Annotated in this window: 21 protein-coding genes and 2 tRNA genes; 9 read left to right on the top strand and 14 right to left on the bottom strand. The window is 60.4% G+C overall.

Annotated elements, in window-relative coordinates:
- Positions 1 to 14: 14 nt before the first annotated feature.
- Both CKW24_RS15330 and CKW24_RS15325 read right to left on the bottom strand, forming a co-directional pair.
- Positions 15 to 383: a cupin domain-containing protein gene (locus CKW24_RS15330; RefSeq protein ID WP_095169021.1), complete on the bottom strand. Its 369-nt coding sequence runs from the start codon at positions 381 to 383 to the stop codon at positions 15 to 17.
- A gap of 77 nt (positions 384 to 460) precedes the next feature.
- Positions 461 to 1,270, bottom strand: a complete 810-nt coding sequence (locus CKW24_RS15325; protein WP_095169020.1) for an AraC family transcriptional regulator — start codon at positions 1,268 to 1,270, stop codon at positions 461 to 463.
- A 141-nt stretch (positions 1,271 to 1,411) separates the two neighbouring features.
- Here CKW24_RS15325 and CKW24_RS15320 point away from each other — a divergent pair, with 141 nt between their 5' ends.
- Together CKW24_RS15320 and CKW24_RS15315 are read left to right on the top strand one after the other, a co-directional pair.
- Entirely contained in the window at positions 1,412 to 2,053 is a 642-nt protein-coding gene (locus CKW24_RS15320) for a LysE family translocator (protein ID WP_095169019.1), read from the top strand.
- 25 nt (positions 2,054 to 2,078) lie between these two features.
- Entirely contained in the window at positions 2,079 to 2,555 is a 477-nt protein-coding gene (locus CKW24_RS15315; protein ID WP_095169018.1) for a GNAT family N-acetyltransferase, read from the top strand.
- A gap of 68 nt (positions 2,556 to 2,623) precedes the next feature.
- Here CKW24_RS15315 and ggt read toward each other — a convergent pair whose 3' ends face one another.
- Entirely contained in the window at positions 2,624 to 4,468 is a 1,845-nt protein-coding gene (gene ggt, locus CKW24_RS15310) for a gamma-glutamyltransferase (protein WP_095169017.1), read from the bottom strand.
- 147 nt (positions 4,469 to 4,615) lie between these two features.
- A tRNA-Met gene (locus tag CKW24_RS15305) sits at positions 4,616 to 4,692 on the bottom strand.
- A gap of 250 nt (positions 4,693 to 4,942) precedes the next feature.
- Here CKW24_RS15305 and CKW24_RS15300 point away from each other — a divergent pair.
- Entirely contained in the window at positions 4,943 to 6,148 is a 1,206-nt protein-coding gene (locus tag CKW24_RS15300; protein ID WP_095169016.1) for an MFS transporter, read from the top strand.
- Positions 6,149 to 6,249: 101 nt separating this feature from the next.
- Here the strand turns inward: CKW24_RS15300 and aceE are convergent, their stop codons facing one another.
- Positions 6,250 to 8,919: a pyruvate dehydrogenase (acetyl-transferring), homodimeric type gene (aceE, locus tag CKW24_RS15295; RefSeq protein ID WP_095169015.1), complete on the bottom strand. Its 2,670-nt coding sequence runs from the start codon at positions 8,917 to 8,919 to the stop codon at positions 6,250 to 6,252.
- A 175-nt stretch (positions 8,920 to 9,094) separates the two neighbouring features.
- On the opposite strand from aceE, the gene CKW24_RS15290 reads away from it, so the two are divergent.
- Entirely contained in the window at positions 9,095 to 9,541 is a 447-nt protein-coding gene (locus CKW24_RS15290; protein WP_095169014.1) for a MarR family winged helix-turn-helix transcriptional regulator, read from the top strand.
- Between the two features lie 11 nt (positions 9,542 to 9,552).
- On the opposite strand, the gene CKW24_RS15285 is transcribed toward CKW24_RS15290, so the two are convergent.
- From CKW24_RS15285 to CKW24_RS15245, 9 genes are all read right to left on the bottom strand, one after another.
- Positions 9,553 to 10,671: a pyruvate dehydrogenase gene (locus CKW24_RS15285; protein WP_095169013.1), complete on the bottom strand. Its 1,119-nt coding sequence runs from the start codon at positions 10,669 to 10,671 to the stop codon at positions 9,553 to 9,555.
- Between the two features lie 210 nt (positions 10,672 to 10,881).
- Complete coding sequence (ychF, locus tag CKW24_RS15280; protein WP_095169012.1) at positions 10,882 to 11,982, bottom strand: redox-regulated ATPase YchF; 1,101 nt, start codon at positions 11,980 to 11,982, stop codon at positions 10,882 to 10,884.
- A gap of 22 nt (positions 11,983 to 12,004) precedes the next feature.
- Complete coding sequence (gene pth / locus CKW24_RS15275) at positions 12,005 to 12,589, bottom strand: aminoacyl-tRNA hydrolase (RefSeq protein ID WP_095169011.1); 585 nt, start codon at positions 12,587 to 12,589, stop codon at positions 12,005 to 12,007.
- Between the two features lie 168 nt (positions 12,590 to 12,757).
- On the bottom strand, positions 12,758 to 13,357 hold the full coding sequence (locus CKW24_RS15270) for a 50S ribosomal protein L25/general stress protein Ctc (RefSeq protein ID WP_095169010.1): 600 nt from the start codon (positions 13,355 to 13,357) through the stop codon (positions 12,758 to 12,760).
- Between the two features lie 139 nt (positions 13,358 to 13,496).
- Positions 13,497 to 14,438 carry a ribose-phosphate pyrophosphokinase gene (locus CKW24_RS15265; protein ID WP_003171603.1) on the bottom strand — a complete coding sequence of 314 codons (942 nt, stop codon included), beginning with the start codon at positions 14,436 to 14,438 and terminating at the stop codon, positions 13,497 to 13,499.
- Positions 14,439 to 14,484: 46 nt separating this feature from the next.
- Positions 14,485 to 14,559, bottom strand: a tRNA-Gln gene (locus CKW24_RS15260).
- Positions 14,560 to 14,595: 36 nt separating this feature from the next.
- Positions 14,596 to 15,447 carry a 4-(cytidine 5'-diphospho)-2-C-methyl-D-erythritol kinase gene (gene ispE / locus CKW24_RS15255; protein WP_095169009.1) on the bottom strand — a complete coding sequence of 284 codons (852 nt, stop codon included), beginning with the start codon at positions 15,445 to 15,447 and terminating at the stop codon, positions 14,596 to 14,598.
- Position 15,448: 1 nt separating this feature from the next.
- Positions 15,449 to 16,066 (bottom strand): lipoprotein insertase outer membrane protein LolB, encoded by a 618-nt coding sequence (gene lolB / locus CKW24_RS15250; RefSeq protein WP_095169008.1) that lies wholly within the window; start codon positions 16,064 to 16,066, stop codon positions 15,449 to 15,451.
- A gap of 4 nt (positions 16,067 to 16,070) precedes the next feature.
- Positions 16,071 to 17,795 (bottom strand): tetratricopeptide repeat protein, encoded by a 1,725-nt coding sequence (locus CKW24_RS15245; protein ID WP_095169007.1) that lies wholly within the window; start codon positions 17,793 to 17,795, stop codon positions 16,071 to 16,073.
- Between the two features lie 304 nt (positions 17,796 to 18,099).
- On the opposite strand from CKW24_RS15245, the gene hemA reads away from it, so the two are divergent.
- From hemA to murI, 5 genes are read left to right on the top strand one after another with little or no spacing between them, the layout of a single operon-like run.
- Complete coding sequence (gene hemA, locus CKW24_RS15240) at positions 18,100 to 19,389, top strand: glutamyl-tRNA reductase (RefSeq protein ID WP_095169006.1); 1,290 nt, start codon at positions 18,100 to 18,102, stop codon at positions 19,387 to 19,389.
- Entirely contained in the window at positions 19,386 to 20,468 is a 1,083-nt protein-coding gene (gene prfA, locus CKW24_RS15235; protein ID WP_095169005.1) for a peptide chain release factor 1, read from the top strand. Before hemA ends, prfA begins: the two co-directional genes overlap by 4 nt.
- Positions 20,469 to 21,299, top strand: a complete 831-nt coding sequence (gene prmC, locus CKW24_RS15230) for a peptide chain release factor N(5)-glutamine methyltransferase (RefSeq protein ID WP_095169004.1) — start codon at positions 20,469 to 20,471, stop codon at positions 21,297 to 21,299.
- Positions 21,293 to 22,048, top strand: coding sequence for a molybdopterin-synthase adenylyltransferase MoeB (locus CKW24_RS15225; RefSeq protein ID WP_095169003.1), 756 nt, complete (start codon positions 21,293 to 21,295; stop codon positions 22,046 to 22,048). The genes prmC and CKW24_RS15225 overlap by 7 nt, the downstream gene beginning before the upstream one ends.
- Complete coding sequence (gene murI / locus CKW24_RS15220; protein ID WP_095169002.1) at positions 22,041 to 22,832, top strand: glutamate racemase; 792 nt, start codon at positions 22,041 to 22,043, stop codon at positions 22,830 to 22,832. Before CKW24_RS15225 ends, murI begins: the two co-directional genes overlap by 8 nt.
- Positions 22,833 to 22,902: the final 70 nt, after the last annotated feature.

The raw sequence follows: 22,902 nt of genomic DNA, 5'->3' as shown, positions 1-22,902 counted from the left end.
AGCCGCGTCGCGCTTCAGATCCACTGATCATTTTGCGCCGTGCGCGAACCACCGGCCTCGCCAGTATTGAGTACGCCGCGGGGTTCGATCAGCATCAGGCTGACTTCCTGCTCGGCATAGGGCTTGTGCTCGACGCCCTTGGGCACCACGTACATTTCGCCTTTGCGCACCAGTACCTGGCCATCGCGAAAGTCGATGCGCAACTGGCCGTCGAGGACGATGAAGGTTTCGTCGGTGTCCTGGTGATCATGCCAGATGAAGTCCCCCAGCAGTTTCACCACTTTGAACTGGTAGTCGTTCATTTCGGCAATCACCCGTGGCGACCAGTGCTCGGTGATCTGTTGCAGTTTGCTGGCGAGGTTGAGGCTTTGATGGGACGGCATGGCACGGCTCCTGAAGGTTGATGGCGAACCCAGGGTAGCCGGGACCTGCAGCAGACTCTTGCACGATTGTGCGGCGCTCAGGCGCGGTGCATGTTCATCCAGCGCGCGGGTGACAGGCCGTAGGCCTTGCCGAATTGCCGAGTCATGTGGCTTTGATCGCTGAAGCCGGCGATCAGCGCGGCGTTGCTCAGCGACTCGCCCTGCATCAGCAGCGCGCGCACCAGGTCCAGGCGGCGCATGGTCAGATAGCGGTAGGGGCTGGTGCCGAACAACAAGCGAAAGTCCCGTGACAGGCTCCAGCGGTCGCGCCCGCTGTGCTCGGCCAGTTGGTCGAGGGTCACCGGCTGATCGAGAGCACTGTGCATGAACTCGCGCGCGCGCTCCGCCGCCACATAATCGAAGCGCTGACGCCGCGCGCAGGCGCCGGAAACGACGTGCAGGGCCTGGGCCAGGTCAAACAGGGCATCCTGCTGCTCCAGCGCGTCGAGCGGGCGATCGAGGCTTTGCAGCAGCGCTCCGGTGGCGGCGAACAGGCGTGGATCATTGCTGATCCCCGTCTTGATGAATGGCAGTGGCTGACCACCGAGCATCTGCTGGATCAGCGCCGGCTCGACGTAGAGCATCCGGTACTTGAAGCCTTCTTCGGTACCGGCCTCGCCATCGTGGGCTTCGTCCGGGTGCAGCACCATGGTGCTGCCGGGCAGGCTGTGGCGCCAACCGCCGCGATACTGAAAACTCTGGACCCCGGCCAGGGTATGGCCGATGGCGTAGGTGTCGTGCCGGTGAAGGTCATAGCCGTGCCCCGAAAAATACGCCTCGATCCGCTCCAGCCCAGCACTTTGGGGGGCGCGATGGAACCAGTCGGTGAGGAGTCTTGGCTTGCTCATGGGCAGTCATCATTCATGGGGTTGGCACTGGTTCCCACGGTATCCCAGGTGCGGGTGGGCTGTCAGCCGGATAACCGGTTGCCTGATGGGCTCAAGGTCGAGTAAAAACGCTATTCCAGCAATCACACAGGTGACTGACAAATGGATGTCCAACCCCTGACCTACGTCGCGCCCCTGTTATCGCTGGCGTTGCTCTGGACCGTGGCGGTGATTACCCCGGGGCCGAATTTTTTCACCACGGCGCAACTGGCCGCCAGTTGTTCGCGCCGCCATGGCGTCGTGGCCGCCATGGGAGTCGCGACGGGTACGGTGTTGTGGGGCCTGGCCGGTGGCCTGGGAATCAAATCGCTGTTCACGGCGGCCCCGACCTTGTACCTGGCGTTCAAGATTGCCGGAGGGGTCTACCTGATCTATCTGGGGCTCAAACAGTTCAAGCGCAAGCCAGCGCTGGAGCTGGGCGCCAGTGAGGGCCTGGGGCAGGCGCAGCGCAGTTTGTTCAGCGCCTATCGCCTGGGTTTCCTGGGTAACATGACCAACCCCAAGTCCGCGCTGTTCGTCGCCACGATATTCGCCACCTCGATGCCGGCTTCGCCACCGCCAATGCTGCTGGCGCTGGCAGTGCTGACCATGGCTACGTTGTCCTTCAGTTGGTACTGCAGCGTGGCGCTGTTGTTTGCCAGCCGAAGAGTTGCCCAGGCTTACGGCCGCTCGCGGCAGTGGCTGGATCGTTTTGCCGGTAGTTGCTACCTATTGTTTGGCGCCCATCTGGTTGCCAATCGTTGAAAAAAGGGACAAGGAGACCCCACCCATGACCATCACTTTCAGAGCGGTAGACGCCCAGGATATTCCGCGAATCCGTGGTTTTGCGCGCAATCAGGAAGAACAGTTTTTCTTTTTCCCGGCCGCGACCTGGCCGCTGACCGACCAACAATTACAGGGTTCGATCGACAAACGTTCGGACTCCACAGTGATCGAGCTGGACGGTGTGGTGGTCGGTTTTGCCAATTTCTATCAATGGGCAACGGCGGGCACCTGCACCATCGGCAACGTGATCGTCGACCCTGAGGTGCGGGGCAAGGGAATCGGTGCGCAATTGATCGAACAGATGATCACGATTGCCCGCACCCGGCACCAGGCCCGGGAGGTGACGCTGTCGTGCTTCAACACTAACGTGGCCGGGTTGTTGCTCTACCCCAAACTGGGGTTTACCCCGTTTGCCATTGAAGAACGCCAGGACCCCGAGGGCCGCCGGCTGGCCTTGGTGCATTTGCGTATAGCGGCGTAGACGGCGGGCAGTGGCGAGCAAGCGTGCTCGCCACTGCCGCGAAGGGCAGTTTGTGTCCCGTTTTCCGATCAATCCCCCAGCGCTGCACCTTCACGCCGTGGATCGGCGCCACCGGCCCAGGCAGCCTTGCCCTGCGCGTCGCGGACGCGAATGATGGCCTGGGTGCCGCTGGTCATGTCGATCTCGTTTACCGTATGCCCCTTGTCCTTGAGCGCCTGGATCAGCGCCGGGCTGAACTGGCCGCGTTCCAGTTCGGTGGGGCCGTTGCGGCTGCCGAAGTTGGGCAGGCTAATGGCGGCTTGCGGGTCGAGTTGCCAGTCGAGCATGCCGATCAGCGACTTGGCGACGTATTCGATGATTTGCGAGCCGCCGGGCGAACCCACGGTGGCCAGCAGTTCGCCGCTCTGGCGATCGAAGACCAACGTCGGCGCCATGGATGAACGCGGGCGTTTGCCCGGCTCGACCCGGTTGGCCACTGGCTGGCCGTGTTCTTCGGCGATGAACGAGAAGTCGGTCATCTGGTTGTTGAGCATGAAGCCCTGCACCATCAGGTGCGAGCCGAAGGCAGCTTCCACGGTGGTGGTCATCGACACCGCCCCACCCAAGTCATCGACCGCCACCACCTGGGAGGTCGAGATGCGCAGCGGCGAACGATCCGCCGCGTACGCCACCTGGATGCCCGCCGGTGTGCCCGGCTTGGCGGTGCCCATGCTGCGCTCGCCGATCAAGGCGGCGCGGCTGTCGAGATAAGCAGGGGAGAGGAGGCCGGCCAGCGGCACCGGCACGAAGTCCGAGTCGGCGATATACAGGGCGCGGTCGGCGTAGGCCAGGCGTTCAGCTTCGGCAATCAGGTGCACGGCCTCAGGAGCGGGCTCAAGGCCGGCCGGACGCTCATTCTTGATCGGCCTGAGGGGCGCCAGGGCAAAACGGCTGTCGCGGCCTTCCAGGGCCTGCAAGGTGCCGAGGATCTGCGCCACGGCGATCCCGCCAGAAGAGGGCGGCGGCATGCCGCAGACCTGCCAGCGCTTGTAGTCGCTGCACAGCGCGGCGCGCTCCTTGGCCCGGTAGCCCTTGAGGTCGTTGAGCGACAGGCTGCCGGGGTTGGCGTGGCCCTGGACCTTGGCCACGATTTCCTCGGCAATCGGCCCCTGATACAGGGCGTCCGGACCTTCCTTGGCAATGCGCTCGAGGACCTTGGCCAGGGCCGGGTTTTGCAGCAGGGTACCGACGGCTTTCGGGCTGCCATCGCGGTTGAGGAAATACCCGGCCATGTCGGGGGAGCGCGGCAAGAACGGATCGGAGGCAATCATCGTGTGCAAGCGTGGCGAGATCGCAAAGCCCTTCTGCGCCAGCGCGATGGCCGGCTCGAACAGCCTGGCCCATGGCAGGCGCCCGTGTTCGCGATGCGCCATCTCCAGTGCGCGCAAGACCCCCGGCGTGCCGACGGAACGCCCACCGATCTGTGCCTGCGGGAACGGCATGGGCTTGCCATCAGCCTGCAGGAACAAGCGTTCGTTGGCACCCGCCGGTGCGGTTTCACGGCCATCGTAGGTGCGCACGGCCTTGCCGTCCCACAGCACGATCATGGCGCCGCCGCCAATCCCCGAGGACTGGGGTTCTACCAGGGTCAACACTGCCTGCATGGCGATAGCGGCGTCGATGGCCGAGCCACCCTGGCGCAGCATCTCCCGCCCGGCGGCAGCGGCGAGTGGGTTGGCCGCTGCCGCCATGTGTTTGCTGGCGTATTGGGTGCTCAGGTCGGTGCGAAAGCCCGAGGCCATTTCCGGCGCTGCGGGCAGGGTGCTTACGGTGGTCGAGGCGGGTGGCGCGCTACAGGCGGCGAGAGTCAGTGCGGTGGCGAGCAGCGACAGGGCGCCAAGGCGCAAGCGGCGTGTAGGGAAGGCTGGGAACACGAGGGCACTCCGTCCGTGGGGAAATAGAGTGGGCGACTGTATCGGCGGCAGACGCCAGCTGCAACGTCGGGGCGGATGTCGGCGGGGTGGCACTTTTCTCCAGGCATAAAAAAACGGCCTACCTTGCGGTAAGCCGTTTTTAGTACTTGGTGGCTACACAGGGACTTGAACCCCGGACCCCAGCATTATGAATGCTATGCTCTAACCAACTGAGCTATGTAGCCAAGTGGCGCGCATTATTGGCTTGGAACGACGATGTGTCAAGCATAAATCTAAAATATTTCTCTACGCTTTCAACCGCTTATCCTCCGACCGCGGAAAAACCCCGGTTTTTCTGCTTCGCTCCCGGGCAAATCATCCCATAGGTGGATTGTTTCAAGTCGTTAGCAGGCTAAGGGGATGGCGTTGCCGCACTGAAAAATGGCACATTGGCGCACCTGCACTTGCGCACCCATCTGCTGTTTGGAAACTTTCATGGCAACCAGTAATCCTCAAGTGGCCGCCCCTGCGGCGCAAAGTAGCCCCTTGGTCATGCGCATCATCGGCGCGGTGGCGCTGGCGCATTTGATCAACGACCTGATCCAGGCGGTGCTGCCGTCGATCTATCCGATGCTCAAGGAGAACTACGGGCTGACGTTCACTCAAGTCGGTCTGATCACCTTGACCTTCCAGCTCACTGCCTCGCTGCTCCAGCCCTGGGTCGGCTACTACACTGACCGTCACCCCAAGCCTTATCTGCTGCCGCTGGGCATGATCTGCACCCTGATCGGCATCCTGATGATGTCCCAGGTCGGCAGCTTCCCCTTGATCCTGCTGGCGGCGGGGTTGATCGGTATCGGCTCCTCGACCTTTCACCCGGAAGCCTCGCGAGTGGCACGGCTGGCCTCTGGTGGACGCTTTGGCCTGGCGCAGTCGACCTTCCAGGTGGGCGGTAACGCCGGCTCGGCATTCGGCCCCTTGCTGGCCGCTGCAATCATCATTCCGTTCGGCCAGGGCAATGTGGCCTGGTTCGGTCTGTTCGCCGTGTTCGCCCTGCTGGTGCTGTACCGCATCAGCCGCTGGTACGCCAACCACTTGAGCCTGTTCAAGCTCAAGCAAGGCCAGGCGGCGACCCACGGGCTGTCGAAGGGCAGGGTACTCAGTGCGCTGGTGGTGCTTGGCCTGCTGGTGTTCTCCAAGTACTTCTACATGTCCAGCCTGACCAGCTACTTCACCTTCTACCTGATCGAGAAGTTCGACCTGTCGGTGGCCAGCTCCCAGTTGCACCTGTTCCTGTTTCTCGGCGCGGTGGCGGCGGGGACCTTTTTCGGTGGGCCGATCGGCGACAAGATCGGCCGTAAGGCGGTGATCTGGTTCTCGATCCTGGGTGTGGCGCCGTTCACCTTGCTGCTGCCCCATGTCGACCTGTTCTGGACCAGCGTCCTCAGCGTGGTGATCGGCTTCATCCTGGCCTCGGCCTTCTCCGCCATCGTGGTCTATGCGCAGGAATTGGTGCCGGGCAATGTCGGAATGATCGCCGGGGTGTTCTTCGGCCTGATGTTCGGTTTTGGCGGGATTGGTGCGGCGCTGCTGGGCTACCTGGCGGACATCCACGGCATCGAGTACGTGTATTACCTGTGCTCGTTCCTGCCGCTGCTCGGGGTGTTGGCGATCTTCCTGCCGCGCACCAAAAAGGCCTGATCCGCCACATTCCTTGTAGGAGCGTGGTTTGGCTTTTGAGTATGTCAGGCGCAAAAAAGCCGCGTATCAAACGCGGCTTTATCTTGGGTGCGCAAGCACTGTCAGACTTTGGCGGGGTTCTGTTTCTCCGGGTCAATGCCATAGAGGGCAATTGCTTGTGCCACTTTTTCTCTTGGCAACGTGCCTTCATCGGCCAGCGCCTTCAAGGCGGCTACAGCAATAAAGTGACGATCGACCTCGAAAAACTTGCGCAATGATTCGCGAGTATCCGATTGGCCGAAACCATCTGTGCCCAGCGCGATGAAGCGACGCTTGAGGACGAACGGACGGATTTGATCGGCAAATATTTTCATGTAATCGGTCGCGACTACCATCGGCCCCTGTTTGTCCTGCAAGCAACTTTCCACATGACCGACTCGTTGCGTATCTTGCGGGTGCAGCAGGTTCCAGCGCTCGACCTCCTGGCCTTCTCGACGCAGTTCGGTCAGGCTCGTCACGCTCCAGACCTCACTGCTGACGCCGAAGTCCGACTCCAGCAACTGCGCAGCGGCGATGACCTCCAGCAGGATCGAGCCGCAGCCCAGCAGTTGCACATGCTTGCCTTCGCACTGTTGCACGCTGGCTGAGAGCGGGTACATTCCTTTGAGAATCCCTTGCTCGGCACCCTCGGGCAGGTCCGGATGCGCGTAGTTTTCGTTGAGCAGGGTGATGTAGTAGTAGATGTCCTCGTTTTCGACGTACATGCGCCGCATGCCGTCCTGGATGATCACTGCCAGCTCATAGGCGTAGGTCGGGTCGTAGGACACGCAGCAGGGGACGGTCGAAGACAGCACGTGGCTGTGGCCATCGTCGTGTTGCAGACCTTCACCCATCAAGGTGGTCCTGCCTGAGGTTGCGCCGAGCAGAAAACCCCGGGCACGAGCATCACCGGCGGCCCAGGCGAGATCGCCTACGCGCTGGAAGCCGAACATGGAATAGAAAATATAGAAGGGCACGGTCATCACGCCGTGGTTGCTGTACGAGGTACTGGCCGCGATCCAGGAGGAGATGGCGCCGGATTCGTTCAGGCCTTCCTGCATGATTTGACCGTTCCTGGCCTCTTTGTAGTAGCTGAGTTGACCAGCATCCTGGGGCGTATACAGTTGGCCGACGTGGGAGTGGATACCGATTTGGCGAAACAGGCTTTCCATGCCGAAGGTCCGTGATTCATCTGGGACGATGGGGACGATCACCTTGCCGATATTCGGATCCTTGAGCAGCGTACCAAGGATGCGCACGAAGGCCATGGTGGTGGAAATCTCGCGCTCGCCGGTACCTTTGAGCTGGGTATTGAGGGTCGATAACGGTGGGATCAGCAGGGGCTCTGCCACACTGATTCGTTGTGGAATGTAACCACCCAGTTGGGTGCGCCTGGCTTGTAGATAGCGCGCTTCAATACTGTCCGGAGCAGGCTTGAAGTAGGGCATTTCACCCAGTTGATCGTCAGTGATTTCCAGCGAAAAGCGATCACGGAAGGCCCTGATCGCATCGTTACCCATCTTCTTCAGTTGGTGATTGATGTTCTGTCCTTCGCCCGCTTCACCCATGCCAAAACCTTTGACGGTCTTGGCCAGGATGACGCTCGGCCCCGCGGTGTGGCGCATGGCGGCCGCATAGGCGTTGTAGACTTTTTCCGGATCGTGGCCGCCGCGAGAAAGCTTCCATATTTCGTCGTCGCTCATGTCACTGACCAGTTGCAGCAACTCGGGGTATTTGCCGAAGAAGTGTTCGCGTACGTAAGCACCGTTCTGGGATTTGTAGTTTTGATACTCGCCGTCGACGCACTCCATCATGCGCTGACGTAGCAGGCCGCTTGAGTCCTTGTCCAACAGGGCATCCCAGCCACCTCCCCAGATCACCTTGATGACGTTCCAGCCGGCTGCCCGGTAAAGGCTTTCGAATTCCTGGATCACCTTGCTATTGCCACGTACCGGGCCGTCCAGACGCTGCAGGTTACAGTTGACGACGAAGATCAGGTTGTCGAGCTTTTCCCGGCCCGCCAGCGAAATGGCCGCTAGAGACTCCGGTTGGTCCATTTCCCCATCCCCCAGGAACGCCCAGACTTTTCGACCTTGATGTTCCTTCAGGCCGCGATCCTCGAGGTATCGCATGAAGCGCGCTTGATAGGCCGCGGTGATCGGCCCCAGCCCCATGGACACGGTGGGGAATTGCCAGAAATCGGGCATGAGCCGAGGGTGAGGGTAGGAAGAAACGCCATCGCGATCGGTCTCGCGTCGGAAGTTATCCAGTTGATCTTCGCTCAAGCGACCTTCGAGGTAGGCACGCCCATAGATGCCCGGTGAGGAGTGACCCTGGATATACACCATGTCGCCACCGAACTGCTCGGTCCGGCCACGGAAGAAATGCTCGAAGCCGACGTCGTAAAGGACGGCTGCCGAGGCATAGGAGGCGATATGCCCGCCAACGTTCGAATGTTTGCCGGCACGCAGGACCATAGCCAGGGCGTTCCAGCGGATATAGGCATTGATCCGTCGCTCTACGGCTAGATCGCCGGGATAGGCTTGCTGGCGGTCCGCGGCAATTGTATTGACGTAGGGCGTGGTGACGCGCCCGTAAAAGTCACCATGCTGGCTGACATCGAAATCCAGCAACTGATCGATCAGGTAATGGGCTCGAGGGCGGCCTTCGACGCTCAAGACCGATTCGATGGATTCGAGCCATTCGCGAGTTTCTTGTGGATCTTCGTCGAGAAACACGGGTTGTTGTGCCATCGTCGTCTCCTGGATAGTGCAGCGCTAGCACCGAGTCATTCGGTGATGTGGCGAAGGGGGATTGGTGTGCACCAATCCTTCAAAATGAATATGATTGCAATTGCAATCACATGCGGAATTTATCGTGCTGCGCGTTACAATTGCAACTAAATCGATTTCATTGGAAGGGTGAAGCATGTCTTCAAGCGAGCCGGATACCTGGTTCAGATTCGTCAGGGCTCACCGCTGTCTGATACGGGAAATCGAGCGCCGTCTGGCCGCAGCCGGGTTACCGGCCTACGCTTGGTACGATGCGTTGTGGGGGCTGGAAAGCGGTCCCAATGGCACTCGGCGCATGAATGAACTGGCCGATGTAATGGCTATCGAGCGCTACAATCTCACGCGCTTGATCGACCGCCTGGAGGCCGAGGGCTTGGTCGAGCGCAGTCGTGCCAGTGATGACGGCCGCGGAGCCTGTGCCTCCATCACCGAGAGCGGCAAAGTGTTGCGCAAAAAGATGTGGAAGATTTACGAAGGCGCGGTGGACGAATTGTTTCTGTCGCAATTCGATGATCAGCAACAACGCTTTTTCAGTGACGCCTTGGAGCGTGCCGCCAGTGCCGCACGCAACAGCGCGCACTAGCTGCGAATGCTTCATTGCAGCAGATAGCGCCGCATCGCCTGCTCGACGTACTCCTGGGGGATCTTGTCTTCCTGGGCCAGCGCTCGCAGCGCCAGCGTGACAATCCAGTGCTTGTCCACCGTCTTGCCCGAGGTCGGTTCGCCAGGTAGCGATTCGGTTGAGTCGGCGCCGAGCGCTACAAAGCGCGAGGTTATGTGCGCGCCGATCTGATCGGCTACATGCTGTGCGTATCCGGTCACGGCAATGACCGGGGAGTCCTTGGTATTCAGGCAATCGCGCAAGTGCGAGGAACGCCGAAACCTACCGGGATGCATGCGGTTCCAGCGTTCGGCGCTATTGGCATCTCGCGCCAGGCGGGTATAGCTGGGGCAACTCCAGAGCTCGCTGGCCACGCCCCAATCCTCACGCAGCATCCGCGCCGCTGAAATCACTTCGCGCAAGGCCAGTCCCGCACCCAGCAGGCGAACCCGAGGCTGCTGTATGTCGGTATCCAGCTCGCTGACCTTGTACATGCCTTTGAGCGCCTGGTTCGCACTGAGGCTACTCATTGGCCCTGTGAAGTCATTGGGATCATCATGAAGCGCCATGTAATAAAATCCGTGGCGACCTTCTACATACAGGCTCTGCAAGGCTGCAATTGCAATGGCGCGTGCTTCCGCGCCGCTGGCTGGATCGAATGGCAGGCATTGCGGGTTGGCGGCCAGCCAGAGTGGGAGCCAGGGATGAGCGCCCTTGGGCCAGTTGGAGGATAGCGTTTCAATGTCGTTGCAGAAAATCCCGCGCTGGGCGGACTCACTCGATAGCGCACAGAGCTCTGCCGAGGTCACGGAACTGCTCAGATACAGCAAGGGTTTTTCGCTGGCATGGGCCTGTGGGCTGAATCGCAGTGGCCAGGCGCTGATTCGTGTGTGCGTTGTCTCAGCGCCGGACTGCTGGTTGGATCGCACTACCCAGATATTCCTTGCCGTTTGCGGATCCCTTTCCAGGCGATCGGCGATATCGATCATGGCGTAGAGCGGCGAAGAGAATCCTTTATTGGCCTGATGGGCAAGCGTCTGGATTTTTTCGATGCAGGCCTGGGCTGCCAGACCGGTCTCCCGGGTTGTCCTGAAACTGGAAAATCCGATCATATTGCAATGCACTCCATGTGTTCCGTGGTCCTTGCACCATACTGCATCCATTAATATGATTGCAAATGCAACGAATTTTCGGAAGCCAAAAAATGCCTGGAGACGGGCGAGCATCACCTAGTAGAGAGCTTGGCCCAGAAACGACAAAACCGCGCCATGGCGCGGTTTTGTCGTTTGGCTTCCTGATGTTTCAGGAAACCAACGCTCTGCTTACACGTTGAAGCGGAAGTGCATCACGTCGCCGTCTTTGACGATGTAGTCCTTGCCTTCCAGGCGCCATTTACCGGCTTCCTTGGCACCGGCTTCACCCTTGAACTGGATGAAGTCGTTGTAGGCGATGACTTCGGCGCGGATGAAGCCTTTTTCGAAGTCGGTGTGGATCACGCCAGCAGCTTGCGGGGCGGTGGCGCCGACGCGTACGGTCCAGGCGCGGACTTCTTCGACACCGGCGGTGAAGTAGGTCTGCAGGTGCAGCATCTCGTAGCCGGCACGGATCACACGGTTCAGGCCAGGCTCTTCCAGGCCCAGGGCCTCGAGGAACATGTCTTTCTCTTCGCCGTCATCGAGCTCGGCGATTTCCGCTTCGATCTTGTTGCACACCGGGACAACGATGGCGCCTTCTTCTTCGGCGATGGCCATCACCACGTCGAGCAACGGGTTGTTCTCGAAGCCGTCTTCGGCGACGTTGGCGATGTACATCACTGGCTTGGTGGTCAGCAGGTGGAAGCCCTTGATCACCGCTTTTTCGTCGGTGCTCATGTTCTTCATCAGGCTGCGCGCCGGTTTGCCTTCGGTGAAGTGGGCGATCAGTTGCTCCAGCAGACCCTTCTGGACCACGGCGTCCTTGTCACCACCCTTGGCGTTGCGCGCGACTTTCTGCAGTTGCTTCTCGCAGCTGTCGAGGTCGGCGAAGATCAGTTCCAGGTCGATGATCTCGATGTCGCGTTTCGGGTCGACGCTGTTGGAGACGTGAATCACGTTGTCGTCTTCAAAGCAGCGGACCACGTGGGCGATAGCATCGGTTTCGCGGATGTTGGCCAGGAACTTGTTGCCCAGGCCTTCACCTTTCGAGGCGCCGGCTACCAGGCCAGCGATGTCGACGAACTCCATGGTGGTCGGCAGGATGCGCTTTGGATTGACGATGGCCGCCAGGGCGTCCAGGCGTGGATCCGGCATCGGCACGATACCGCTGTTCGGCTCGATGGTGCAGAAGGGGAAGTTCTCGGCCGCGATACCGGACTTGGTCAGGGCGTTGAACAGGGTGGACTTGCCGACGTTAGGCAGGCCGACGATGCCGCAATTGAATCCCATGGTGTTTCCCCTCGGGTAAAAGTCAGGCCTTCTGGCTGTGCAGGTTTTTCATCGCGCGGTTCCATTCTCCGGCGAGGATATCCGGCAGCACGCCGAGGGCAAAGTCGATGCTGGCATCGAGTTTTTCCTGTTCGGCGCGTGGCGCACGACCCAGGACGAAATTTGAAACCATACTGGCGACGCCCGGGTGGCCAATGCCAAGCCGCAGGCGGTAGAACGTATTCTGATTGCCCAGTTGCGCGATGATGTCGCGCAACCCGTTGTGACCGCCATGGCCGCCGCCTTGCTTGAGCTTGGCAACGCCGGGAGGCAGGTCGAGTTCGTCATGCGCCACGAGAATTTCTTCAGGCTTGATGCGGAAGAAACCTGCAAGGGCCGCTACGGCCTGGCCGCTGCGGTTCATGTACGTGGTGGGAATCAGCAGGCGAACATCCTGACCCTGGTGCGAGTAGCGCCCGGTCAGGCCGAAATATTTGCGATCGGCGACAAGGTTGACCCCTTGCGCGTGCGCGATGCGCTCAACAAAAAGGGCCCCTGCGTTATGCCGGGTCTGTTCGTATTCGGCGCCTGGATTTCCCAGGCCAACGATCAGTTTTATGGCAGTCACGTCAGGGGCCCTTCCTTGGAGTGGTTAGTAACATCGCAGCCATGGAGATGTGCGGCGAAAGTGGACGAAAAGTGCTCATTTACCATGATGTAAACTCCGCGTTCCGCCCGCTTTCTCGCTACGTTCCAGCCCGCGATGTTACTCGGTCACTCCGGCGTACAGAGTAAATTACTCTGCAGCGCCTTCTGCAGCTTCTGGAGCAACACGTGGAGCGTGAACGTTGGCAACAGCCAGGTCGTTACCGTGAGCCAGAGCAACAAATTCAACGCCTTTAGGAGCGCTGATGTCGGACAGGTGAATGATCGAGCCGACTTCGGCGTTAGCCAGGTCAACTTCGATGAATTCAGGCAGGTCTTTTGGCAGGCAGGAAACTTCGATTTCTGCAACAACGTGCGAGATCTCGCCGCCTTTCTTCACTGGAGCAGCTTCGTTGATGAAGTGCACAGGAACGATAGCGGTCAGTTTCTGACCAGCAACAACGCGTACGAAGTCAGCGTGCATCACGTGGCCTTTGGCCGGGTGACGTTGCAGAGCTTTGATGATTACGTTTTGCTTGGTGCCGCCAACGTTCAGCTCGATGATGTGGCTGTAGGCCGCTTCGTTTTCGAGCAGTTTGGCAACTTCTTTGGCCAGCATGCTGATGGATTCAGGGGCTTTTTCGCCACCGTAAACTACAGCTGGAACCAGGCTTGCGAGACGACGCAGGCGGCGGCTCGCACCTTTCCCCAGGTCGGAACGCGCTTCAGCATTCAGAGTAAAATCGTTCATGTTGTATCTCCAAAATAACCACATTCGCCCCAGCGTTTGCGACCAGCGCTAAAGGCGATATGGGCAAAAAAGCCCCGCCCCGACAGGTATGCCGGGGCGGGGCGCTTTTCGTCATCGAGAAGTCCGAAGGGCAGGGCCCTTAACGGAACATCGCGCTGATCGATTCTTCATTGCTGATGCGGCGAACCGCTTCGGCAACAACCGGTGCGATATCCAGTTGACGGATACGTGCACAGGCTTGTGCTGCAGCGGACAGCGGGATGGTGTTGGTCACCACCAGCTCGTCCAGCACGGAATTTTCAATGTTCTCGATAGCCCGACCCGACAGCACAGGGTGTGTGCAGTAGGCAAAGACTTTGGCAGCGCCATGCTCTTTCAAGGCTTTAGCCGCGTGGCACAGGGTGCCGGCGGTATCGACCATGTCGTCAACCAGGATGCAGGTACGCCCTTCGACATCACCGATGATATGCATCACTTCAGAGTGATTAGCTTTCTCACGGCGCTTGTCGATAATCCCGAGATCCACGCCCAGGGATTTGGCAACGGCACGTGCACGCACGACGCCGCCAATGTCCGGGGACACGATCATCAGGTTTTCGAAGCGTTGGTCTTCGATGTCATCCACCAATACAGGGGAGCCGTAGATGTTATCTACCGGAATATCGAAGAAGCCCTGGATCTGGTCAGCATGCAAATCAACCGTGAGAACACGATCGATGCCGACTACGGTAAGCATGTCAGCAACAACTTTCGCGCTGATAGCTACACGTGCGGAACGCGGACGGCGATCCTGACGGGCATAACCAAAGTAGGGGATCACCGCAGTGATTCGAGTGGCTGAGGAGCGGCGGAAGGCGTCGGCCATCACTACCAGTTCCATCAGATTATCGTTGGTCGGAGCGCAAGTCGGCTGAATAATGAAGACGTCTTTACCGCGGACATTTTCATTGATCTCGGCTGTAATTTCGCCGTCGGAAAATTTACCGACAGAGATGTCACCGAGAGGGATATGCAGCTGACGTACGACACGTCGAGCCAGATCGGGGTTGGCGTTCCCCGTAAAGACCATCATCTTGGACACGCGCAGTACCTGAAGGCTGAGGGTAACCTGGATGAGTATAGGAAAATGGCAGGGGCGGCTGGATTCGAACCAACGCATGGCAGGATCAAAACCTGCTGCCTTACCGCTTGGCGACGCCCCTGTATCTGTTGCAACGATTACCCAGTAATCGATTCCTTTAGAGCAGACTTTGCAGCTTGCGATGCAACATCGAAATGTTGCTTCCCTTTGCTACAAACCCTGTAAGGGTCTCTGTAAGAAGGGCCGAGACTTTATCAGCTTCAGCTTTGCTTGGGAAGCCCCCAAACACACAACTTCCAGTTCCGGTGAGTTTTGCTTCGGTAAATTTACCTAACAAATTCAAAGCGTTACGTACCTCTGGATAACGCCTTGCTACCACCGGTAAGCAGTCATTTCGACTGTTTCCCTTGGGAACGGGGCGCACTTTAATGGCAGACGAGTTACGTGTCAACAACCGATCGGAAAAAATTTCTGCTGTACTTACAGATACTTGCGGTACCAGTACGAGATACCAGGGTTCTTCGGGTTCTACGGGGGTCAGTTTCTCCCCCACGCCCTCGGCAAACGCTGCATGTCCGCGCACAAAAACCGGAACGTCCGCGCCCAGTGTCAGGCCGAGCGCGGCCAGGCGATCTTCATCCCAGCCCAGTTGCCAGAGGTGGTTGAGACCCAGCAGGGTGGTGGCCGCATTTGAACTGCCGCCACCGATTCCGCCGCCCATGGGCAGGACTTTGTCGATCCAGATATCAATGCCCAGTGCCGATCCGGATTGCTCTTGGAGTTTTTTCGCGGCCTTGACGATCAGGTTGCTGTCGTGGGGTACGCCTTCGAACTCGGTGTGCAACTGGATGATGCCGTCTTCGCGTACGGCAAAGGTGATTTCATCGCCGTAGTCGAGAAACTGAAACAGCGTCTGCAGTTCGTGGTAGCCGTCTTCGCGGCGCCCAAGAATGTGCAGCATCAAGTTGAGTTTTGCTGGCGAAGGTAATGTCAGGCGAGTGGCCGGCATGTCATTGCCCCAGCTTGCGCGGTTGCCAGGCCTTGATCACCAGCGTGACATCAAGGTTGGTGCCGTGCAGCTTGATGCGCTCGGGCAGCCAGTAGCCGTTTTGCTGGGTATAGGCACTGTATTGCACCTGCCAGCCGTCCTGCTCAAGACTGGCCAGGCGACTGTCGGCATCCAGGGTCAGGCGGCTCTTGCTGCTCGGTGCCGGCAGTCCGCGAACCCACCAGGCCAGGTTGGAGACCGGCAGTTTCCAGCCCATCTGTTCTTCGAGCAGGGTTTCCGGGCTCGCGGCGCTGTAGCGACCCTGATTGGCTACTTCCAGGCTGACATCGCCGGGGCGGCCGGTCAGGCGTGCGGCCCCACGACCCAGTGGACCGGACAGGCGGATGTCGTAGTAGTCCTGGCGCTGCAGCCAGAACAGGGTGCCGCTGCCTGAGTCTTTCGGGGCGCGAATACCGATCTTGCCGTCGATCTGCCAGCCATCGAGGGCCGTCAATTGCAGTTTGTGCTCGCGCCATGACGCGGGGTCGCCGTGGCCCTCGACCGATTCACGGGCGCCAAAGCCGGCGCAGCCGGCGAGCAGGGCGATGAAGCTGAAAACGATGATGTGGCGCAAAAACATGATTTTAAAGAGTCTCGGATCCGGTCAGGCGCTTGATGGTGCTGCGCAGGATAGGGCTGTCAGGCTGTTCCTTGAGGAATTTGGCCCAGATTTGTTTGGCTTCTCGCTGTTTGCCCTTGGCCCACAGGACTTCACCCAGATGCGCGGCGACTTCCTGGTCGGGAAAACGCTCCAGGGCCTGGCGCAGATACCGCTCGGCTTCGTCGAGGTTGCCCAGGCGGAAATTGACCCAGCCGAGGCTGTCGAGGACGGCGGGATCTTCCGGGCTCAACTGGTGCGCCTGTTCGATCAACGTCTTGGCTTCGGCGTAGCGGGTCGTACGGTCGGACAGGGTATAACCCAGGGCGTTCAATGCCATGGCGTTATCCGGGTCGCGCTTGATGATTTGCCGCAGGTCACGCTCCATCTGCGCCAGGTCGTTGCGTTTTTCCGCCTGCATGGCGCGGGTGTAGAGCAGGTTGAGATCGTCCGGGTACTGCTTCAAGGCTTTATCGAGCACGCTCCAGGCGCGGTCTTCGTGTTTGTTTGCAGCCAGGGTCTCGACTTCGATCAGGTACAGCTGGATCGCGTAGTCCGGCTGCTCGTCACGTTCCTTGGCCAGGCGGCTCTGGGCTTCGACGCTACGGCCGTTTTCCATGAGGATGTCGGCCTGGCGCAATTGGGCTGGCAGGTACTCGCTGCCTGGCGTGACCTGGGCATACTCGATCAAGGCACCTTGGGGGTCGCCGCGCTCTTCGGCAATGCGCCCCAGGTTCAGGTGCGCGGAGTCGACGTGGCTGTCCCGGGCAATCAGGTCTTCCAGGTAACCCTTGGCCTCGTCCCAGGCCTTGGCTTCCAGGCATACCAGGGCCAGGGAGTAGCGCAGCTCATCGTCATCCGGGTACTGCTGGACCAGGCTGGAAAACTCGGTCTTGGCGTCATCCATGCGGTCCTGTTCCACCAGCAGGCGGGCATAGGTCAGGCGCAGGCGCTTGTCGTCCGGGTACTGGCGGATGCTTTTTTCCATCAGCGGCAGTGCTTCATCGCCCCGGTTGAGGCTCTGCAGCAAGCGCGCACGCAGCAGGATCGGCGCCACTTCGCCAGCTTCCGGCGGGTTTTTCTCCAGCAGGCTCAGCGCCCCTTGGGAGTCGCCATTCTGTTGCAGCAGCAGGGCCTTGCCGAAAATCAGTTGGCCGTTGTTCGGGTGGCGCTGCAATAAACGGTCGAAACTGTTCATCAGGCCGTCGCGGGTGTCCTGGTCGGTGTCGGCGGCCGACAGGGCGAGAAAGTCGAAATGGGTATCACCCTTGCCCTGCAGGACTTTCTCCATGTAAACCATGGAGTCGTCATAACGGCCGCTGCGCGCCAGCTGGATGGCGGCGGCGCGTTGTGCCTCGAGGTCCTCTGGGGCATTTCTGGCCCAGATCAGTGCGCTATCGAGTGCCGCCTGGTCAGCTCCCAGGTATTCGGCAATGCGAAATGCCCGCTCGGAAATGCCCGGGTCCTGGGTGTTGATGGCCTGGGTCACGTAGTTGTCCAGGGCAATGTCGTAACGATTGCGCTGGCCAGCCAGTTCGGCACTCAGCAGGCTGAAGATCGTCTCTTCGCTGAAGGAGCTGTAAACCTTGGGCTTTTCAGGGGCTGCTGTGCTGCCTGCGACCGGCGGCGTACCGTCCGTCGAAACGGGCGCCAAGGCCTGGCAGCCGCTGAGGAAGACAAAAGCGAGGAGCAACGCGGAAGATCTATTCATATAGGAAGAGGACGACTAACCTGCGGTCGGATCATCATGACACAAGCCTTCGGCCAAACATAACCGGGGCGCTCTTTATCTCTTTATGTAGGAGCGGGCACCCGCTTGCGGCTTGCTCGCGATGGTTGTCAACGCTGACGCGGGCACCCTGAAATAGCGCGATGCCTTGAGTTTTTCGCGAGCAACCTCGCTCCTACATGCACCTATAAAGGCACAAGGTAGTAGGACAATAGTTAACGGTGGTTGTTCTCGGTCTGGCGAAGTAGGACAATTGTCGGCTTCTCGACATCATCAGCGATCTTGAATGGCCTTCCTTGCACTCGGTATTAACCACAAGACTGCTTCCGTAGACGTCCGCGAGCGCGTGGCCTTTACTCCGGAGCAGCTGGTTGAGGCCTTGCAGCAGCTCTGCCGACTCACCGACAGCCGCGAAGCTGCGATCCTCTCCACCTGCAATCGCAGCGAACTCTATATAGAACAGGATCAACTGAGTGCCGATACCGTGCTGCGTTGGCTGGCCGATTATCACCATTTGAGCCTCGAAGAGCTGCGCGCGAGTGCTTATGTGCACGAAGATGATGCGGCAGTTCGTCACATGATGCGGGTCGCCTCCGGGCTCGACTCGCTGGTCCTGGGTGAGCCGCAGATCCTCGGCCAGATGAAATCGGCCTACGCCGTGGCGCGTGAGGCCGGCACCATCGGCCCATTGCTCGGGCGGTTGTTCCAGGCGACGTTCAATGCCGCCAAGCAGGTGCGCACCGACACGGCCATCGGCGAGAACCCGGTGTCGGTGGCGTTTGCCGCCGTCAGCCTGGCCAAACAGATTTTCAGTGATCTGCAACGCAGCCAGGCGTTGCTGATCGGCGCCGGCGAGACCATCACCCTGGTCGCCCGCCATTTGCACGAACTGGGGGTCAAGCGCATCGTGGTCGCCAACCGAACCCTGGAGCGCGCGAGCCTGTTGGCTGAACAGTTCGGCGCCCACGCGGTGTTGCTCTCGGACATCCCGGCGGAACTGGTGCGCAGCGATATCGTGATCAGCTCCACCGCCAGCCAATTGCCGATCCTGGGCAAGGGCGCCGTGGAAAGCGCCTTGAAACTGCGCAAGCACAAGCCGATATTCATGGTCGATATTGCCGTACCGCGAGATATCGAGCCGGAAGTGGGTGAGTTGGACGACGTCTACCTGTACAGCGTCGACGATCTGCACGAAGTGGTCGCCGAAAATCTCAAGAGTCGCCAGGGTGCAGCCCAGGCAGCGGAAGAGATGGTGGCAATCGGCGCCGACGACTTCATGGTGCGCCTGCGCGAACTGGCTGCGGTCGATGTGCTCAAGGCCTATCGTCAACAGAGCGAACGCCTGCGTGATGAAGAATTGCAAAAGGCCCAGCGCCTGCTCGCCAATGGCAGCAGCGCCGAGGACGTGCTGGTGCAACTGGCTCGTGGCCTGACCAACAAACTGCTGCACGCGCCCAGCGTGCAGTTGAAAAAGCTGACTGCCGAAGGCCGCCTCGATGCGCTGGCCATGGCCCAGGAACTCTTTGCCCTCGGTGAGGGCGCGTCGGATAGCTCTTCGGATAAAAAACCGCAATGAAAGCGTCACTGCTCAATAAGCTGGACATCCTCCAGGACCGTTTCGAGGAACTGACCGCCTTGCTTGGCGATGGCGAAGTCATTTCCGATCAGAACAAGTTCCGCACCTATTCCAAGGAATACGCGGAAGTCGAGCCGATTGTCGCCACCTATAAACAGTTGCTCAAGGTTCAGGGCGACCTCGAAGGGGCCCAGGCCCTGCTCAAGGACAGCGACCCGGACATGCGCGAAATGGCCGTGGAAGAAGTCCGCGAAGCCAAGGAGCAACTGCTCGAACTGGAAGCCAGCCTGCAACGCATGCTGCTGCCCAAGGACCCGAATGACGGGCGCAACGTGTTCCTCGAGATTCGTGCCGGCACCGGTGGCGACGAGGCGGCGATTTTTTCCGGCGACCTGTTCCGCATGTATTCGCGTTATGCCGAACGGCGTGGCTGGCGGGTCGAGATCCTGTCGGAGAACATCGGTGAGCACGGTGGCTATAAAGAAGTCATCGCCCGGGTCGAAGGCGACAATGTCTATGGCAAGCTGAAGTTCGAATCCGGTGTGCATCGCGTGCAACGGGTCCCGGCCACCGAATCCCAGGGCCGGATCCACACCTCGGCTTGCACCGTGGCGGTGTTGCCGGAGCCGGACGAGCAGGAAGCGATCGAGATCAACCCGGCGGATTTGCGGGTCGACACCTACCGCTCCTCCGGTGCGGGCGGTCAGCACGTGAACAAGACCGACTCGGCGATTCGTATCACCCACTTGCCATCCGGCATCGTGGTCGAATGCCAGGAAGAGCGTTCGCAGCACAAGAACCGGGCGCGGGCGATGTCCTGGCTGTCGGCCAAGTTGAACGACCAGCAGACCAGCGCGGCGGCCAATGCCATCGCCAGCGAGCGCAAACTGCTGGTGGGGTCGGGTGATCGCTCCGAGCGGATCCGTACCTACAACTTCGCCCAGGGGCGGGTCACCGACCACCGGGTCAACCTGACCCTGTACTCCCTCGATGAAATCCTCGCCGGTGGCGTTGATGCCGTGATCGAGCCACTGCTGGCCGAGTACCAGGCGGACCAACTGGCGGCGATAGGTGAATAAATGACCATCATTGCCAGTTTGTTGCGCGCAGCCGACCTGCCTGACTCGCCTACCGCGCGCCTGGATGCCGAACTGCTGCTGGCCGCTGCCTTGGGCAAATCCCGCAGCTTCCTGCACACCTGGCCCGAGCGCATCGTGCCCAGTGATGCCGCGCTGACCTTTGCCCACTACCTGCAGCGTCGTCGTGGCGGTGAGCCGGTGGCTTATATCCTCGGGCAACAGGGCTTCTGGAAGCTGGACCTGGAGGTCGCACCGCACACGCTGATCCCTCGTCCGGACACCGAGCTACTGGTGGAAACCGCTCTTGAACTGTTGCCGGCGACACCGGCCAAGGTGCTCGACCTGGGTACCGGCAGCGGGGCGATCGCCCTGGCGCTGGCCAGCGAGCGTCCGGCCTGGCAGGTGACGGCGGTGGACCGCGTGCTGGAGGCGGTGGCCCTGGCCGAGCGCAATCGCCAGCGCCTGCATTTGCATAACGTCACGGTGCTCAGCAGTCACTGGTTCGATGCCCTCAAGGACCATCGCTACAGCCTGATCATCAGCAACCCGCCGTACATTGCTGCCGCCGACCCGCACCTGATTGCCGGTGACGTGCGCTTCGAACCGGCCAGCGCGCTGGTGGCCGGGACCGATGGCCTGGATGATTTGCGGGTGATTATCGCCCAGGCGCCGCAACACCTCGATGCCGGTGGCTGGTTGATGCTCGAACATGGATACGATCAGGCGGCAGCCGTACGTGATTTACTGCTGGCCCAGGGTTTCGTAGAGGTCCACAGCCGCGTGGACCTCGGCGGTCACCAACGGATCAGCCTGGGGCGCCTGCCGTGCTGAATGATCAAGAGCTGTTGCGCTATAGCCGGCAGATTCTGTTGCAGCACGTCGACATCGACGGCCAGTTGCGACTCAAGCAAAGCCGCGCGTTGATCATCGGCCTTGGTGGCTTGGGTGCACCGGTGGCGCTGTATCTGGCGGCTGCGGGCGTGGGTGAATTGCACCTGGCGGATTTCGACACAGTCGACCTGACCAACCTGCAGCGCCAGATCATCCACGACACCGACAGCGTCGGCATGAGCAAGGTTGATTCGGCGCTCCATCGCTTGAGCGCGATCAACCCCGAGATCCAACTGGTTGCCCATCGCACCGCGCTGGACGCCGACTCGTTGGCGGCGGCAGTAGCGGCGGTCGACCTGGTGCTCGATTGTTCCGACAACTTTGCCACGCGCGAAGCCGTGAATGCGGCCTGCGTGGCGGCGGGCAAGCCTCTGGTCAGCGGCGCGGCAATTCGTCTGGAAGGTCAGTTGTCGGTGTTCGACCCGCGTCGCGCCGAAAGCCCCTGCTACCACTGCCTGTACGGGCACGGCAGCGAGGCCGAACTGACCTGCAGCGAAGCCGGCGTGGTCGGCCCGCTGGTGGGCCTGGTCGGCAGCCTGCAAGCCCTGGAAGCGTTGAAACTGCTGGTGGGCTTTGGTGAGCCGCTGGTGGGCCGCTTGTTGTTGATCGATGCCCTCGGCACGCGGTTCCGTGAGCTGCGGGTCAAGCGTGATCCGAGCTGCAGCGTCTGTGGTGCCAAACATGCGTGAGGCGCCTATCGGCGTGTTCGATTCCGGCGTTGGCGGGCTGTCGGTGCTGGCGGAGATTCACCGGCTGCTGCCCAATGAGTCGCTGCTGTACGTGGCCGATTGCGGCAACATTCCCTACGGCGAGAAGTCCCCGGCGTTCATCCGCCAACGCTGCGCAGTGATGGCCGATTTTCTCCAGGCCCAAGGCGCCAAGGCCATGGTCGTGGCGTGCAACACGGCAACCGTGGCCGGCGTGGCGGATTTGCGTCGCGACTACCCGTCGTGGCCCATCGTCGGCATGGAGCCAGCGGTCAAGCCGGCAGCGGCGGCGACCCGCAGCGGGGTAGTCGGCGTGCTGGCCACCACCGGAACCTTGCAGAGTGCCAAGTTCGCCGCCTTGCTCGACCGCTTCGCCACCGATGTACGGGTAGTCACCCAGCCGTGTCCGGGCCTGGTGGAGTTGATCGAAGCCGGTGACCTGCAGAGCCCGGCGTTGCGCCAGTTGCTGGGCAGCTACCTGCAGCCCCTGCTGGACGAGGGCTGCGACACGATTATCCTCGGCTGCACCCATTACCCCTTCCTCAAGCCAATCCTCGCGCAAATGCTCCCCGCCGACATCAGTCTGATCGACACCGGCGCTGCCGTTGCCCGGCAAACCCAGCGCTTGCTCGCTGAGCGTGAACTGCTGGCGGACGGTCCTGCCCAACCCGCGCAATTCTGGACCAGCGCCAGTCCCGAGCACCTGAGAAATATCCTGCCGCTGCTCTGGCATAACGGTGGCGTTGTGCAAAGCTTCAACCAGTAGACACGCTGAAATTCAGCTGAACTTCTGCTTGGGGGCGAGATTCTATTACAGCGTCTGTTACGCAAAAAAA

Source organism: Pseudomonas sp. Irchel 3H3, from assembly GCF_900187635.1.
Lineage (GTDB): Bacteria > Pseudomonadota > Gammaproteobacteria > Pseudomonadales > Pseudomonadaceae > Aquipseudomonas.
Note: the sequence above shows the minus strand (reverse complement) of the source record. Positions and strands in the feature narration are given on the sequence as shown.

Excerpts from the sequence above, each read along its gene's own strand:
- CKW24_RS15330 (WP_095169021.1), bottom strand. The coding sequence starts at position 383 with ATGCCGTCCCATCAAAGCCTCAACCTCGCCAGCAAACTGCAACAGATC.
- CKW24_RS15325 (WP_095169020.1), bottom strand. The coding sequence starts at position 1,270 with ATGAGCAAGCCAAGACTCCTCACCGACTGGTTCCATCGCGCCCCCCAA.
- CKW24_RS15320 (WP_095169019.1), top strand. The coding sequence starts at position 1,412 with ATGGATGTCCAACCCCTGACCTACGTCGCGCCCCTGTTATCGCTGGCG.
- CKW24_RS15315 (WP_095169018.1), top strand. The coding sequence starts at position 2,079 with ATGACCATCACTTTCAGAGCGGTAGACGCCCAGGATATTCCGCGAATC.
- CKW24_RS15300 (WP_095169016.1), top strand. The coding sequence starts at position 4,943 with ATGGCAACCAGTAATCCTCAAGTGGCCGCCCCTGCGGCGCAAAGTAGC.
- aceE (WP_095169015.1), bottom strand. The coding sequence starts at position 8,919 with ATGGCACAACAACCCGTGTTTCTCGACGAAGATCCACAAGAAACTCGC.
- CKW24_RS15290 (WP_095169014.1), top strand. The coding sequence starts at position 9,095 with ATGTCTTCAAGCGAGCCGGATACCTGGTTCAGATTCGTCAGGGCTCAC.
- CKW24_RS15285 (WP_095169013.1), bottom strand. The coding sequence starts at position 10,671 with ATGATCGGATTTTCCAGTTTCAGGACAACCCGGGAGACCGGTCTGGCA.
- ychF (WP_095169012.1), bottom strand. The coding sequence starts at position 11,982 with ATGGGATTCAATTGCGGCATCGTCGGCCTGCCTAACGTCGGCAAGTCC.
- CKW24_RS15270 (WP_095169010.1), bottom strand. The coding sequence starts at position 13,357 with ATGAACGATTTTACTCTGAATGCTGAAGCGCGTTCCGACCTGGGGAAA.
- ispE (WP_095169009.1), bottom strand. The coding sequence starts at position 15,447 with ATGCCGGCCACTCGCCTGACATTACCTTCGCCAGCAAAACTCAACTTG.
- lolB (WP_095169008.1), bottom strand. The coding sequence starts at position 16,066 with ATGTTTTTGCGCCACATCATCGTTTTCAGCTTCATCGCCCTGCTCGCC.
- CKW24_RS15245 (WP_095169007.1), bottom strand. The coding sequence starts at position 17,795 with ATGAATAGATCTTCCGCGTTGCTCCTCGCTTTTGTCTTCCTCAGCGGC.
- hemA (WP_095169006.1), top strand. The coding sequence starts at position 18,100 with ATGGCCTTCCTTGCACTCGGTATTAACCACAAGACTGCTTCCGTAGAC.
- prfA (WP_095169005.1), top strand. The coding sequence starts at position 19,386 with ATGAAAGCGTCACTGCTCAATAAGCTGGACATCCTCCAGGACCGTTTC.
- prmC (WP_095169004.1), top strand. The coding sequence starts at position 20,469 with ATGACCATCATTGCCAGTTTGTTGCGCGCAGCCGACCTGCCTGACTCG.
- murI (WP_095169002.1), top strand. The coding sequence starts at position 22,041 with ATGCGTGAGGCGCCTATCGGCGTGTTCGATTCCGGCGTTGGCGGGCTG.